Annotated in this window: 13 protein-coding genes; 6 read left to right on the top strand and 7 right to left on the bottom strand. The window is 68.2% G+C overall.

Annotated elements, in window-relative coordinates:
• From ACFQ36_RS13890 to glyA, 4 genes are all read right to left on the bottom strand, one after another.
• Positions 1-1,333: 2Fe-2S iron-sulfur cluster-binding protein (locus ACFQ36_RS13890; protein WP_377014537.1), on the bottom strand; the 1,333-nt coding region annotated here is incomplete at its 3' end.
• Positions 1,330-1,635, bottom strand: coding sequence for a sarcosine oxidase subunit delta (locus ACFQ36_RS13885; RefSeq protein WP_377014536.1), 306 nt, complete (start codon positions 1,633-1,635; stop codon positions 1,330-1,332). The genes ACFQ36_RS13890 and ACFQ36_RS13885, both read right to left, overlap by 4 nt.
• 14 nt (positions 1,636-1,649) lie before the next feature.
• Positions 1,650-2,867, bottom strand: coding sequence for a sarcosine oxidase subunit beta family protein (locus tag ACFQ36_RS13880; RefSeq protein WP_377014534.1), 1,218 nt, complete (start codon positions 2,865-2,867; stop codon positions 1,650-1,652).
• On the bottom strand, positions 2,867-4,162 hold the full coding sequence (gene glyA / locus ACFQ36_RS13875; protein WP_377014532.1) for a serine hydroxymethyltransferase: 1,296 nt from the start codon (positions 4,160-4,162) through the stop codon (positions 2,867-2,869). Before glyA ends, ACFQ36_RS13880 begins: the two co-directional genes overlap by 1 nt.
• 224 nt (positions 4,163-4,386) lie before the next feature.
• On the opposite strand from glyA, the gene ACFQ36_RS13870 reads away from it, so the two are divergent.
• Positions 4,387-5,064: a GntR family transcriptional regulator gene (locus ACFQ36_RS13870; RefSeq protein ID WP_377014530.1), complete on the top strand. Its 678-nt coding sequence runs from the start codon at positions 4,387-4,389 to the stop codon at positions 5,062-5,064.
• A 9-nt stretch (positions 5,065-5,073) separates the two neighbouring features.
• Here ACFQ36_RS13870 and ACFQ36_RS13865 read toward each other — a convergent pair whose 3' ends face one another.
• A complete protein-coding gene (locus ACFQ36_RS13865; protein WP_377014528.1) occupies positions 5,074-5,754 on the bottom strand; it encodes a GntR family transcriptional regulator in 681 nt (226 codons plus the stop codon).
• Positions 5,755-5,899: 145 nt separating this feature from the next.
• Between ACFQ36_RS13865 and purU the strand changes: the two genes are divergently transcribed.
• From purU to ACFQ36_RS13840, 5 genes are all read left to right on the top strand, one after another.
• Positions 5,900-6,808 carry a formyltetrahydrofolate deformylase gene (gene purU, locus ACFQ36_RS13860; RefSeq protein ID WP_377014526.1) on the top strand — a complete coding sequence of 303 codons (909 nt, stop codon included), beginning with the start codon at positions 5,900-5,902 and terminating at the stop codon, positions 6,806-6,808.
• A gap of 42 nt (positions 6,809-6,850) precedes the next feature.
• Positions 6,851-9,340, top strand: a complete 2,490-nt coding sequence (locus ACFQ36_RS13855; RefSeq protein WP_377014524.1) for an FAD-dependent oxidoreductase — start codon at positions 6,851-6,853, stop codon at positions 9,338-9,340.
• 130 nt (positions 9,341-9,470) lie between these two features.
• Positions 9,471-10,094 (top strand): cyclodeaminase/cyclohydrolase family protein, encoded by a 624-nt coding sequence (locus tag ACFQ36_RS13850; RefSeq protein ID WP_377014522.1) that lies wholly within the window; start codon positions 9,471-9,473, stop codon positions 10,092-10,094.
• Positions 10,091-10,987 (top strand): bifunctional 5,10-methylenetetrahydrofolate dehydrogenase/5,10-methenyltetrahydrofolate cyclohydrolase, encoded by an 897-nt coding sequence (locus ACFQ36_RS13845; RefSeq protein ID WP_377014520.1) that lies wholly within the window; start codon positions 10,091-10,093, stop codon positions 10,985-10,987. Before ACFQ36_RS13850 ends, ACFQ36_RS13845 begins: the two co-directional genes overlap by 4 nt.
• A 277-nt stretch (positions 10,988-11,264) precedes the next feature.
• On the top strand, positions 11,265-12,074 hold the full coding sequence (locus ACFQ36_RS13840) for an IclR family transcriptional regulator (RefSeq protein WP_377014518.1): 810 nt from the start codon (positions 11,265-11,267) through the stop codon (positions 12,072-12,074).
• 30 nt (positions 12,075-12,104) lie between these two features.
• Here ACFQ36_RS13840 and ACFQ36_RS13835 read toward each other — a convergent pair whose 3' ends face one another.
• Positions 12,105-14,423, bottom strand: coding sequence for an FdhF/YdeP family oxidoreductase (locus ACFQ36_RS13835; RefSeq protein ID WP_377014516.1), 2,319 nt, complete (start codon positions 14,421-14,423; stop codon positions 12,105-12,107).
• Between the two features lie 172 nt (positions 14,424-14,595).
• Positions 14,596-14,724 carry a formate dehydrogenase accessory sulfurtransferase FdhD gene (locus ACFQ36_RS13830; protein WP_377014539.1) on the bottom strand — a complete coding sequence of 43 codons (129 nt, stop codon included), beginning with the start codon at positions 14,722-14,724 and terminating at the stop codon, positions 14,596-14,598.

Below are 14,724 nucleotides of genomic sequence, written 5' to 3'. Positions count from 1 at the left end.
CGGCGCGGCCGGCGGCGGCACCCTCGAGCACGCAGTGGGCGGTGTCGTAGCTGCCGTTGAGCGCGCCGGCCACGTGCTGGTTGGCCACCGGGGCCACCGGCACGAAGGCGGCGAGGGACTCGTCCCAGCGGGACTTGCCCTGGCGCTGGCTGTGCAGGTGGATGGTCGGGGTCCAGCCGCCGGAGACGGCCAGCAGGTCGGCTTCGATCCGGCGGGTGCCGCCGACCGGGGCGCCGGCGCCGTCGATCGCGCTGACGGTGACCGCGGAGATACGCTGTTCTGCATCCGCCGTGCCCTCGGTGTCCACCACGGCGGAGCCGGTGATGACCTCGATGCCGGCGCCGCGCACAGCCGCCGCGCGGGCGGACAGCTCGTCGCGGGCGTCGATGACGGCGGCGACCGTGATGCCGGCGGCGGCCAGGTCGTCGACGGCGTCGTAGACGCTGTCATTGGTGGTGAAGAAGGCCACGTTGCGGCCCGGGGCCACCGCGTAGCGGTTGACGTAGCTGCGCGCCGCGTTGGCGAGCATGATGCCCGGCCGGTCGTTGTTGGCGAAGGTGATCGGCCGCTCCAGGGCGCCCGGGGCCAGCACGACCTGCTTGGCGCGGATGTGCCAGAGCCGGCTGCGGGAGACGCCCGCGGGCGCCTCGCCGGCGTGGCCGGTGCGGTTCTGGCTGGCCAGCAGGTAGTTCGCGTCGTAGGACCCGAAGGCCACGGTGTGCTTGAGCAGCGTGGCTTCCTCGGCGGCCTCCAGCTCGGCGAGCACCTCGGCGGTCCACTCGGCTGCCGGCTTGCCCTCGACCAGGCGGTCCGCCTGGGCCAGCAGCGCACCGCCGAATTCGGCGTCCTGCTCGATCAGGATCACCCGGGCGCCGCCGCGCACGGCCTCGCGGGCCGCAGCCAGGCCCGCCGGGCCGGAGCCGACGATGACGACGTCGGCATGCACGTACTTCTTGTCGTAGCGCGCGGTGTCATCGCGCGGGTCCATGGTGCCCAGGCCGGAGAGGAACCGGGCGGCCAGGCCCTCGCGCAGCGCCACGGTGGTGGCGGTGAGCATGGACTCGTCCACCGGGTTGGCCGGGCCGGAGGCGGAGACGTGGATCAGCGCGTTGGTCTCCTCCACGCCCGCGCTCATGATGCCGCGCGGACGGTCCAGGTACATGGAGTTGCCGCAGCGGATGACGCCGTTGGCCAGCAGGGCGCTGGCGACGGTGTCGCCGCGGTAGCCGGTGTAGGACTTGCCGTCAACGGTGAAGGTCAGTTCGGCGCCGCGGTCGATGCGGCCCCCCGCTACGCGGTCGGCCGGCAGGCGGTGGGTCTGGGTGGTGCTCACTTCGCGGCTCCTTCCTGGGTGAGCGATTCGAAATCGGGGCGGGGTTCGCCGGCGCGGTAGACGGCCTTGATCTCGTAGGTGACGGTGTCACGGACGGCGTTGAACCAGCGGCGGCAGCCGCCGCTGTGGACCCAGCGCTCGGCGAACAGGCCCTTGGGGTTATCCCGGTAGAACAGGTATTCGGCCCACTCACGGTCGGTCAGCCGGCTGGGGTCCTCGGGGTAGGCCACGTGGGCCTGCCCGCCGTAGTGGTATTCGGTCTCGTCGCGCGGCCCGCAGAAGGGGCACTCAATGAGGATCATCTTAGGAGTCCTTCCTAGTGGGCCACGGCGGCGGCGCCGTGTTCGTCGATCAGGTGGCCGGTCTCGAAGCGCTCGAGCGAGAACGGGGCGTTCAGCGGGTGCGCTTCGCCGGTGGCGATGGTGTGGGCGAAGGTGTAGCCGGCACCCGGGGTGCCCTTGAAGCCGCCGGTGCCCCAGCCGCAGTTGACGAAGACGCCGTCCACCGGCGTCGTGCTCACGATCGGGGAGGCATCCAGGGTGGTGTCCACGATGCCGCCCCAGGTGCGCAGCAGGTGCGCCCGGGCGAAGATCGGGAAGAGCTCGACGGCGGCGGCCATCTGCTCCTCGATCACGTGGAACGCCCCGCGCTGGCCGTAGCCGTTGTAGGAGTCGATGCCCGCGCCCATGACCAGCTCGCCCTTGTGCGCCTGGGAGACGTAGACGTGCACGTGGTTGGACATGACCACCGTCGGGTGCACCGGCTCGAACAGTTCGGAGACCAGCGCCTGCAGCGGGTGGGACTGGATCGGCAGCCGGAAACCGGCCAGCTCGGCCACCACGGAGGAGTGGCCGGCGGCGGCCAGGCCCACCTTGTCGGTGAGGATCCGCCCGCGGGTGGTCTCCACGCCGACCACGCGGTTGCCGTCCTTGATAAAGCCGGTGACCTCGCAGTTCTGGATGATGTCCACGCCCATCTCGTCGCACTTGCGGGCAAAGGCCCAGGCCACGTGGTCGTGCTTGGCGATGCCGGCGCGCGGCTGGTAGGTGGCACCCATGACCGGGTAGCGGATGTCGTCGCCGATGTTGACGATCGGGCACAGTTCCTTGACTTCCTCGGGGGTCAGCCATTCGGCGTCCACGCCGTTGAGCTTGTTGGCGTTGACCCGGCGCACGGACTCGCGCACGTCGCCCAGGGTGTGGGCCAGGTTCAGCACGCCGCGCTGGCTGAACAGGAAGTCGTACTCGAGTTCCTCGGGCAGCTGTTCCCAGAGCTTCAGGGAGTGCTCGTAGATCGCCGCGGACTCGTCCCAGAGGTAGTTGGAGCGGATGATGGTGGTGTTGCGGGCCATGTTCCCGCCGGCCAGCCAGCCGCGCTCGAGGATGGCGATGTTGGTCATCCCGTGGTTCTTGGCCAGGTAGTAGGCGGTGGCAATGCCGTGGCCGCCGCCGCCGACGATGACGGCGTCGTAGGAGGATTTCGGCTCCGGGTTCCGCCAGAGGAAGTCCGGGTGCTCGGGCAGCAGGTCGGCCATTACTGGGCTCCGTTCAGGTCCGTGGTATTCGAGTACAGCGGGAATTTGGCAGCCAGGACTTCCACGCGGCCGCGCAGGGAGGCCTCGAGCTCGCCGGTGGGTTCCTGGGTCAGTGCGGTGGCGATAATGTCGGCGACCTCGGCGAAGGCGGCTTGGCCGAAGCCGCGGGTGGCCAGCGCCGGGGTGCCAATCCGCAGCCCGGAGGAGACCATCGGCGGGCGCGGGTCGAAGGGCACCGCGTTGCGGTTGACGGTGATGCCGATCCGGTGCAGCCGGTCCTCGGCCTGCTGGCCGTCCAGCTCGGAGTTGCGCAGGTCCACCAGGACCAGGTGCACGTCGGTGCCGCCGTTGACCAGGCTGATGCCGGCCGCCTTCACGTCCTCGGCCAGCAGCCGCTCGGCCAGCAGCTTCGCGCCCTCCAGGGTGCGCCGCTGGCGGTCCTTGAAGTCCTCGGAGGCGGCGACCTTCAGCGCCACGGCCTTGGCCGCGACCACGTGCATCAGCGGCCCGCCCTGCTGGCCGGGGAAGACCGCGGAGTTGACCTTCTTGGCGATCTCCGGGCTGTTGGTCAGGATGATGCCCCCGCGCGGGCCGCCCAGGGTCTTGTGCGTGGTGGTGGTGACGACGTCGGCGAAGGGCACCGGGTTCGGGTGCAGGCCGGCGGCCACCAGGCCGGCGAAGTGGGCCATGTCCACCATCAGGTAGGCGCCCACCGAGTCGGCGATCCGGCGGAACTCGGCGAAGTCCAGCTGGCGGGAGTAGGCGGACCAGCCGGCCACGATCAGCTTCGGCTTGTGCTCCTCGGCCAGCCGGGCGACCTCGGCCATGTCGATGCTGTGGGTTTCCTCCGAGACGCCGTAGGCCACGACGTTGTAGAGCTTGCCGGAGAAGTTGATCTTCATCCCGTGGGTCAGGTGTCCGCCGTGGGCCAGGTTCAGGCCCAGGATGGTGTCCCCGGGGGTCAGCAGCGCGAACATGGCGGCGGCGTTGGCCTGCGCCCCGGAGTGCGGCTGGACGTTGGCGAAGCCGGCACCGAAGAGCTCCTTCGCCCGGTCGATGGCCAGCTGTTCCACCACATCCACGTGCTCGCAGCCGCCGTAGTAGCGCCGTCCAGGGTAGCCCTCGGCGTACTTGTTGGTCAGGACCGAGCCCTGTGCTTCCATTACCGCGGCCGGGGCGAAGTTCTCGGAGGCGATCATCTCCAAGGTGGACTGCTGGCGCTGCAGTTCACGCTCCACGGCGGCGGAGACTTCGGGGTCGAGGGCGGCCATAGGGGCGGCCAGGACGTCAACCATTCACGTTCTCCTTGGATTTCAAAAGCTTCAGTATCAGAATCGAGAAACTAAAATTTCTTTTTTCGAGTTCTGATATATCAATACGTAAATGATGATATGATGACGATCACAAGCCAGTCAACACCTGAGGCAAAACCTTTTGACCAGGGGTGTCCGGCCGGCAGGCAGATCCTGACAGTGCAGTAGAAGTCCAACAGCAGATCCACCAGCAGAGCGGAGGAACCATGAGCTTGGAACTCGTCCCCGTCGAGACCGATCCCGAACCTGTCTCACTGGCCGAACAGGCCTACCGCGAGCTGCGGGACCGGCTGATCATGCTCGAGATCCGGCCCGGGGACCCGATCAACGACGGCCAGCTGGCCGCCGAGCTCGGCGTCGGGCGCACCCCGGTGCGCGAGGCGCTCAAGCGGCTGGAAACGGACCATCTGGTCATCTCCTATCCGCGCCGGGGCACCTTCGCCACGATTGTGGACATCACCGAGCTGGCCGACGTCTCCGAGCTGCGCCAGCTGCTCGAGCCGCTCGCTGCCCGCAAGGCCGCGCGCAACGCCGGCCCAGCCCTGCGCGCGGAGCTGGACGCGGTGGCCCGCACCATCGAACAGCTGGCCGACTCGGACGAGAAGCCGGACAAAAAGGCGCTGATGCGCTACGACCTGACCGTGCACCGGCTGATCTACAGGGCCGCCGGCAACCGGCACCTGGAGGATTCGCTGATCCGCTACGACAACCTGGCCACCCGCATCTGGTGCCTGGTGCTGGACAAGGTCCCCACCGTGGCCGGGCACATTACGGAACACGTGCAGCTGCTCGACGCGGTCGTCGCCGGCGACGAAGAGCTCGCCGCGCGGCTGGCGCTGGAGCACGTGACCAGCTTCGAGAAGACCATCCGGACAGTGCTGTAGCGGCGGGATTCAGGCGGCGAACAGTGCCGACCGCACCGCCGCCTCGAACCCGTTCACATGGCTGCGCGCCAAGTCGGCAGCGCGGTCCTCGTCGCCGTCGATCACGGCCTGCAGCAGGTCGAAGTGCTCATGCAGGTGTCCGGCAAGACCGGGCAGCTGGTCGATGACCAGGCACCAGATCCGGGTGGCCAGGTTGTCGTAGCGGATCAGCGTGTCTTCCAGATGCGGGTTGCCGGCGGCACGGTAGATGCCGCGGTGGACCCTGGCGTCGCAGTGGAGCAGTTCGACGACGCCGGCCGCCGCCATGTCGAAGGCCTCGACGTCCTTCATGATTTGGGCCAGTTCACGGCGCATGGCCGGCGTGGCCACCCGGGCCGCCCGGGAGGCCGCCAGCGGTTCGAGCTGCGCCCGGATCTCGGAAATGTAGGCCAGGTCGGTGATGTCGACCTTGGTGGCAAAGGTCCCCCGGCGCGGATAGGTCACCACCAGCCGGTCAACCTCAAGCCTTTTCAGCGCCTCACGCACCGGCGTCCTGCCAAAGCCGAGCTTTTTGGCCAGCGCCTCGTCGTTCAGCGGATCGCCGGGCCGGATATCCAGGGTGAGGAGCCGCTCGCGGATGGCCTCATAAGCGACGTCGGCCAGCGAGGAATGGCCGCCCGGCTCCGCCGGGGACTGAATGCCGTAGGACACGTGTCCTCCAATCTGTGGTGCGGCAGGCATTGACCTGACACCGGAACTACGCCTAGGCTACTACACATTCTTATATATCAGTCGGATACGGCGCATATATATAACTTTTCCCTCCGCATTCCCCTTCTCCCCTCAGGAGACTCACATGACTTTGTTGGATTCAGCAGCCGTGGTTCCCGGGACCCGGACGGCACCGGCCGAAGAAGCCGTGCGCCGGTTCGCGCTGACGCTCACCTGTCCGCAACGCCCGGGCATTGTCCATGCGGTGACGAGCTTCCTGCTTCAGCACGGCTTCAACATCGATGAACATCAGCAGTTCGACGACCCGGTCCGCAAGACCCTCTACCTGCGGACGGCCTTCTCCGGCCGGAGCAACAAGGGTGCACCGGCCCTGGCGGAGGAGTTTGCCGAAGTTGCCGGCCACTTTTCCATGAGCTACCAGATCCATGACCAGACCCGGATGCGGCTGCTGGTGATGGTCTCCAAGGCCGGCCACTGCCTGAACGACCTGCTCTTCCGCTGGCGTGCCGGCACGCTGGGCGGGGACATCGCCCTGGTGGTGTCGAACCATGAAGACCTGCGTCCGATGGCCGAGGCCGCCGGGCTGCCCTTCGTGCACCTTCCCGTCTCCCCCGACACCAAGCAGGACGCGGAGCAGGCCTTGCTCCGGCTGGTCGACGACCATGGAATCGACCTGGTTGTCCTGGCACGCTACATGCAGATCCTCTCGAACGACCTCTGCGCCGCGTTGGAAGGCCGCGCCATCAACATCCACCACTCCTTCCTGCCCGGATTCAAGGGGGCCAGGCCGTACCACCAGGCCTATGCCCGCGGGGTCAAGCTGGTCGGCGCCACCGCGCACTATGTCACGGCCGATCTCGACGAAGGCCCGATCATCGAGCAGGAAGTCATCCGGGTGGACCACACCTACCACCCGTCGGCGCTGGCAACCGTTGGCCAGGACGCCGAAGCGCTGGCCCTGTCCCGCGCCGTCCGGTGGCACTGCGAGCACCGCGTCCTGCTGGATGGCTCCAGCACGGTTATTTTCCGCTAAGGCCACAGCGCCGGCACCCGAACCGCTTCGAAGGAGAGCCTCATGGCCCACTCACCACGCATCGTCATCATCGGCGCAGGAATCGTCGGGGTCAATCTGGCCGACGAGCTTGTCAACCGCGGCTGGACCAACATCACCGTCCTGGAACAGGGACCGCTGAGGATGCCGGGAGGATCGACCTCCCACGCCCCCGGCCTTGTGTTCCAGACCAATCCGTCCAAGACCATGAGCCGGTTTGCCCGCTATACGGTGGAGAAACTCAAGTCCATCGAACAGGACGGCGCCAGCTGCTTCAACCAGGTCGGCGGGCTCGAAATCGCCACCACCGAGACCCGGCTGGCAGACCTGAACCGCAAGCTCGGCTACGCCTCCTCCTGGGGCCTTGAAGGCCGCCTGCTGGACCCGGCCGAATGCAAGGCGCTCTACCCGCTGCTCAACGAGGACATGGTCCTGGGGGGCCTGCACGTGCCCAGCGACGGCCTGGCCCTGGCGGCACGCTCTGTCCAGCTGCTGATCGAGCGCACCAGCGCTGCGGGCGTGGTCTACCGCGGCTCGACCCCGGTGCTTGACATCGAGCAGGCCAACGGGCGGGCCACCGGTGTCCGTACGCCCGACGGGACTGTTCCGGCGGACATTGTCGTCTGCTGCGCAGGCTTCTGGGGTCCGAAGATCGGCGCGATGGTGGGCATGGCCGTGCCGCTGCTGCCGCTGGCCCACCAGTACGTCAAGACGACGCCGGTGGACGAGCTCAAGGGCCGCAACGAGCTGCCCAACGGGGCAGGGCTGCCGATCCTGCGCTTCCAGGACCAGGACCTGTACTACCGCGAACACGGCGACCGGTACGGCATCGGCTCCTACGCCCACCGGCCCATGCCCGTGGACCTGGACAGCCTGGCCACCTACCGGGCCGAGGAGGTCAGCGAGCACCGGATGCCTTCCCGGCTCGAGTTCACCCTCGAGGATTTCCTGCCCGCCTGGGAAGCGTCGCAGCAGCTGCTGCCGGGGCTGCGCAACAGCGGGATCGACGACGGGTTCAACGGCATCTTCTCCTTCACCCCCGACGGCGGCCCGCTGCTGGGAGAGTCTTCCCAGGTCGGCGGCTTCTACATCGCCGAAGCGGTCTGGGTCACCCACTCCGGCGGCGTTGCCAAGGCCATGGCCGAACTGATCACGACCGGACGCTCCGGGACCGACCTGGGCGAATGCGACGTCGCCCGGTTCGAAGAAGTGCAGCTGTCCCCCGCCTACGTCAGCGAAACCTCGCAGCAGAACTTCGTCGAAATCTACGATGTGCTGCACCCGCTGCAGCCGCGGCTGTCGCCCAGGAACCTGCGGGTCAGCCCCTTCCACGCCCGGCAGAAGGAACTGGGGGCCTACTTCCTCGAGTCCGGCGGCTGGGAGCGGCCGTACTGGTACGAATCCAATGCCAGGCTCCTGAAGGAGCTGCCCACCGAATGGCGTCCGCCGGCCCGGGACGCGTGGGCGCAGATGTTCAGCTCGCCGATTGCCGCCGCCGAGGCCTGGAAGACCCGCACCGCCGTGGCCATGTACGACATGACCCCGCTGAAGCGCCTCGAGGTTTCCGGACCGGGGGCCCTGGCACTGCTGCAGCGGCTGACGACCTCGAACCTGGACAAGAAGCCCGGCGCCGTCACCTACACGCTGCTGCTGGACCACGCCGGCGGCATCCGCAGTGACATCACCGTGGCACGCCTGGACGAGCAGACCTTCCAGCTCGGCGCCAACGGGAACATCGACCTGGCCTACCTCACGAAGGAAGCCCGCCGGCAGACCGACGACGGCACTGCCGGCTGGGTCCAGGTACGGGACATCACCGGCGGCACCTGCTGCATCGGCCTCTGGGGTCCCCTGGCCCGCGACCTGGTCTCCTCGATCAGCGACGACGACTTCTCCAACGACGGCCTGCGCTACTTCAGGGCCAAGCAGGCCACCATCGGCGGGGTGCCGGTGACGGCCATGCGCCTGTCCTACGTGGGCGAACTCGGCTGGGAAATCTACACCACCGCCGACAACGGCCAGCGGCTGTGGGATGTCCTCTGGGAAGCCGGGCAGCCGTTCGGGGTCATTGCCGCCGGCCGGGCCGCTTTCTCCTCCCTCCGGCTGGAGAAGGGCTACCGGTCCTGGGGTGCGGACATGACCACCGAACATGACCCGTACCAGGCCGGACTGTCCTTCGCGGTCAACACCGCCAAGGAATCGTTCGTTGGCAAGGAAGCCCTCAAGGGCCGCACCGAAGAAGGCTCGGCGCGGCGGCTGCGGTGCCTGACGATCGACAACCCGCACTCCATCGTCCTGGGCAAGGAACCGGTCTTCTACAAGGATGAATGCGTCGGCTACGTCACGAGCGCAGCCTACGGCTACACCGTGCGCAAGCCCATCGCCTACTCGTACCTGCCGGCCTCCGTCAACGTCGGCGACGCCGTCGAGATCGAGTACTTCGGCAAGCGGATCCCGGCCACAGTGACCGCGGATCCGCTCTACGACCCGGAAATGAAGCGGCTGCGCGGCTGACCCCGGCCCGCCCTCCCGGATGGGGAGGCACACCCTGAACCCGCGGCCCTAACCCCGCCTCCCGCCTGAAGGGGTTAGGGCCGCGTTCCATACCCACCCGCCGTCACCGACGATTGGACCACAATCCACCATGATCAGTTCCGAAACCATTGAGGGCTACCTGGCACGCCTGGCGGCCCGCCAGCCCACGCCGGGCGGAGGCGCCGCCGGTGCCCTCCACGCGGCCCAGGGCGCTGCCCTGATCGCCATGGTCGCCCGGTACACGACCGGCGCCAAGTATGCAGACCACGCAGAAGACGTGGAGCGCATCATCGCCGGCGCCGACGTCCTCATCCCGGCTGCGGTCCGCACCGCCAACGCCGACGAGGAAGCCTTTGCCGCCGTCATCAAGGCCTACGGGCTCCCGGCAGATTCCGAGGACAACCGTGCGCTGCGGACCCGGGCCATCCAGGACGCCCTGGCACAGGCTACCGAACCGCCCCGGAACCTCATCAATCTGGCCGGGCAAATCATCGACCTGGGCCACGAACTGGCCGATTTCGGCAATGCCAACGTCATCAGCGACGTCGCAGCCGCCGCCGAAGCAGCGCGTGCTGCCATTGCAACCGCCATGATCACCCTCGAAATCAACATCAAAGCCATCAAGGATCCGGGACTGCAGGACGCCCTCCGGGCCGATGTCCTGCGCGCGGAGCAGGTTGTCGCGTCCGCCGACGACCTCTCGGGCCGGGTCCGGAAGCGGGTGCTGGCATGAGCGCGGCGTCGTTGTCCGGTGCGCCGGTGGCAAAAGTCCTGCAGGCAGAAATCCAGGACAAGGTGTCAGGACTGGTCGCCGACGGAATCATGCCGACGCTGGCCGTGGTCGTGGCGACCGACAACGAAGCCACCCACTGGTACGTCCGCTCCATCGCGCGGGCGGCGGAAAAGGCCGGCATCAGCTGCAAAATCATCGACCTGGGCCCGGGGGCATCCCAGGCCCACATCGCGGCCACGCTGACCGACCTCGGCGCGGACAAGCAGACACACGGCATCATCCTGCAGACTCCCCTGCCGCCAGGGGTGCGGGCCGACGAACTGGTTCCCCATATTGATCCAGACAAGGACGTCGACGGCGCCAACCCGCTGAGCCTGGGGCGCCTGGCCGTCGGGCTGCCGGCCTTCGCCCCGGCCACGGCCCGGGCCGTGGTGGAACTGCTGGAACACCACGGAATCCCCCTCGACGGCAGCCACGTCGCCGTTGTGGGCCGGTCGGCCGTCGTGGGCAAACCGCTGCTGCACCTGCTGCTCGACCGCAACGCCTCCGTGACCATCTGCCATTCCCGCTCACGGCCCCTGGAAGACTACACCCGCGCCGCCGGCATCGTCGTCGCAGCCGTCGGACGGCCCGGCCTGGTCGCCGCACGGCATGTGGCACCCGGGGCCGTGGTGGTCGACGTGGGCACCAATGTGCTCGGGGACGGCAGCCTCGTCGGCGACGTCGACGCCGGGCCGGTGGCCGACGTGGCGTCCGCGCTCTCCCCTGTTCCCGGCGGCGTCGGCACCGTGACGACCGCACTCCTGCTGCTGCACACGGTGCAGGCGGCAGATCGGCTGCGGCTGCTGCAGCAGGCTCCGGCACCGGTTTCCGCGTCGCAGGCACCGGAATAGCAGTCGAGGATTTTCCCTGTCCGGGCATGGCTGCCAGGTTTCGGGCCAGGCCGGCCAGCCAGGGGCGAATGCGCATGCAGCGGTGGACACGCCAAACATGTCCACCGCTGCATGCAGTCCGTTCCTCATGACCGTCGGATTCTCCGGTTACCCCCGACTGCCCGATCCGCTGGATCCGCAGGGACGGAGCGGAAGGAGAGGCGCTTTTACCGGGGACACCTCCGGACCGCCGTCAGGGCAAAGCTGCCTTCCGGCGGAGTATCTGAGACGATAAACCATGACCTCACAGCATTTCTCTGACATTGGTACCGATTTGGAGGGCGCCCAGCCCGGCGGCGTCCAGTCCGTGGACCGGGCCATCGCGATCCTGGAAATCCTGGCCCGCGAAGGCGATGCCGGCGTCAGTGAAATCGCCGACCAGGTGGGCATCCACAAGTCCACGGCCTCGCGCCTGCTCGGGGCCCTGCTGGCCCGGGACCTGGTCCACCAGAACAGTGAACGCGGCAAGTACCAGCTGGGCTTCGGCATCCTGCGCCTGGCCGCCTCCATTCCGGGCCGGCTCAGCCTGGTGCACGAGGCGCGCCCGGTCCTGGAGGCCCTGGCGGCCGAATTCAAGGAAACCGTTAACCTCGCGGTCCTGCGCTCCCACTACGCGGTCAACGTGGACCAGGCCATGGGCCCGTCGACGCTGGCCACGCACGACTGGATTGGCAGCCTGACCCCGCTGCATGCCACCTCCAGCGGCAAGGTCCTGCTTGCGGCCTTGGACACCGAGGAACGGAACCGGCTGCTGAAGGAGGCCGGTCTGCCCGGCAGGACCTCCCGGACCATCACCTCGCGCCGGAAGCTCGAGGAGCAGCTGCTCCAGGTCGCGCGCGAAGGCGTCGCCATTACACGGGAGGAACTGGAGATCGGGCTCAACGCCGCCGCGGTGCCGATATTCAACCACAGCGGCGCTGTCGTCGGGGCCCTGAGTATCTCCGGGCCGGCCTTCCGGTTCGATCCCGAAACGCAGCCCGGCCTGCTTGAGGCGCTCAAGCAGGCCGGGGAGCAGGTCAGCAGGCGGATGGGCTATTCGGCAGCCTGAGCCTGCCGCCCACCTCATCGGACCCGGTCATCAGCTGGGTTGGGGTTCGGGGTGGGGGATGAAGCGGACGGTCATGGCCTTGTAGCCGGGGGTGTTGGATTCGCGGGCGACCAGGTCGCGGTGGACCAGCACGTTGGCTTCAGGGAAGTAGGCCGCGGCGCAGCCGCGGGCGGTGGGGTAGGCGACGAGGCGGAATTTGTCCGCGCGGCGTTCGGTGCCCTTGAAGGTGCTGATCACATCGACCAGATCCCGGTCCGCGAAGCCCAGTGCGGCCAGGTCCTCGGGGTGGACCAGGATGACCCGGCGACCGTTGGAGATGCCGCGGTAGCGGTCGTCCAGGCCGTAGAAGGTGGTGTTGTACTGGTCGTGGCTGCGCATGGTCTGCAGGATCAGGTGCCCCTCGGGGGCCTCCAGGTACTCCAGCGGGCTCACCGTGAAGCGCCCCTTGCCGATGTCGGTGGCGAAGGAGCGGGTATCCCGCGGCGGGTTCGGCAGCACGAAGCCGTTCTTGGTCCGGATCCGTTCATTGAAGTTCTCGAACCCGGGGATCACCCGGGAGATGTGGTCGCGGATCACGTCGTAGTCCTCGGCCATGGCCCGCCAGTTGACCGGGTGCCCGTCCCCGAAGGTGGCCCGGGCCATCCGGGCGATGATCACCGGTTCGGCCAGCAGGTGCTCGGACACCGGGGCCAGCCGGCCCCGGGTGGAGTGCACCACGGACATGGAGTCCTCCACGGAGAGGAACTGGGCGCCGCCGGGGTGCTTGTCGTCGCGGTCGGTGCGGCCCAGGGTGGGCAGGATCAGCGAGGTGCGCCCGTGCACGATGTGCGAGCGGTTGGGCTTGGTGGAGATGTGCACGGTCAGCCCGGCCCGGCGCATGCCCGCCTCCAGGGCCTCGGTGTCCGAGCAGGCCAGCGCGAAGTTCCCGCCCATCGAGACGAACACGTCGACCTGATCGTCCATGAACGCCTCGAGCGTTTCGGTCGCGTCCACCCCGTGCCCGCGCGGGCAGTCAATCCCGAACTCGGCATCCAGGGCCGCCAGCAGCCATTCGGCCGGTTTCTCCCAGATGCCCATGGTCCGGTCGCCCTGCACGTTCGAGTGTCCGCGGACCGGGCAGGCCCCGGCCCCGGGCTTGCCGAAGTTGCCCTGCAGCAGCAGCAGGTTGATGATCTCGCGCAGCGTGTTCACCGAGTGCGGCTGCTGGGTGACGCCCAGCGCCCAGCAGATGATCGTGGCCCTGGACTTGGCCAGCATCCCGGCCACGCGCTCGATCCGGTCCCGGGACAGCCCGGTGGCCTGCTCGGTCTCCGCCCAGTCCACGTGGCTGCGCGCCCGGCGGTAGTCCTCGAACCCCTCAGTCTGCGCGGCAATAAAATCGTGGTCGACCACCGAGCCGGGGACGCGGGCCTCCTCCTCCAGCAGCAGGTGGCCCAGGGCCTGGAACAGGGCCAGGTCCCCGCCGACCCTGATCTGCACGAACTCGTCGGCGACCTGGTCCCCGCCGCGGGCCAGGTTACGCGGGTCCTGCGGGTCCTTGAACTTCATCAGGCCCGCCTCGGGCAGCGGGTTCACCGCCACCACCTGGCCGCCGTTGGCCCGGCACTCGGTCAGCGCCGAGAGCATGCGCGGATGGTTGGTGCCCGGGTTCTGGCCCACTACCAGGATCAGCTCCGCCCGGTGCATGTCCTCCAGCGAGACCGTGCCCTTGCCGATGCCGATGGTCGGGTTCAGCGCCGACCCCGAGGACTCGTGGCACATGTTCGAACAGTCCGGCAGATTGTTGGTGCCCACCGAACGGGCGAACAGCTGGTACATGAACGCGGTCTCGTTCGCGGTGCGCCCGGAGGTATAGAACACGCACCGCTCCGGGGCCGCGGCCCGGATATGCTCCCCGACCAGCTCGAAAGCGTCGGCCCAGGAGATCGGCGAATAGTGCGTCTCGCCCTCGCGGATCACCACCGGCTCGGTGATCCGACCCTGGTTGCCCAGCCAGTACTCGGTCCTGGACTCCAGGTCCTTGATGGAGTGCGCGGCCCAGAACTCCGGGCCCACCGTGCGCAGCGTGTTCTCCTCGGCAATGGCCTTGGCCCCGTTCTCGCAGAACTCCGCGGGCTTGCGCGCGCCCGTGATGGATTCCGGCCAGGCACAGCCCGGACAGTCAAAACCCCCGCGCTGGTTCACCCGCAGCATGGAGCGCACCGTGCGGGCCACCCCCGCCTGGGAAACACCGCGGTCCACGGCCACCGTCACGGCCTTGATCCCCGCCGCCGCAGTCTTCGGGTCGTGGACTTCGAGCTCGTCCTCATTAATGTCATCTACCGGTGCGTTCCGCCTGATCAAAGCCATCCTGGTCTCCTGTTAGTCCTGCCACCGTCCATGCCGGTGTTTTGTTCCATGCCGGTGTTTTGTTCCATGCCGATGTTTCGTTCCATGCCGATGTTTCGTTCCATGCCGATGTTTCGTTCCATGCCGATGGCACCGCCGGTAGGCTCCGGCGGTGCCATCGGTTTTAGGCCCATCACGCCGGCGCGGCCTCGGCTTCGCTGGCGGCGCGGACGTCCGCCGCCACACGGTCCGGGTGGGTGTAGACGTTGATGCTGCGGCCCCGGCTGAAGCCGGCCAGGGTCAGGCCCGTCTCCCGGGCCAG

Source organism: Arthrobacter sp. GCM10027362 (genome assembly GCF_042679445.1).
GTDB lineage: Bacteria > Actinomycetota > Actinomycetes > Actinomycetales > Micrococcaceae > Crystallibacter.
Note: the sequence above shows the minus strand (reverse complement) of the source record. Positions and strands in the feature narration are given on the sequence as shown.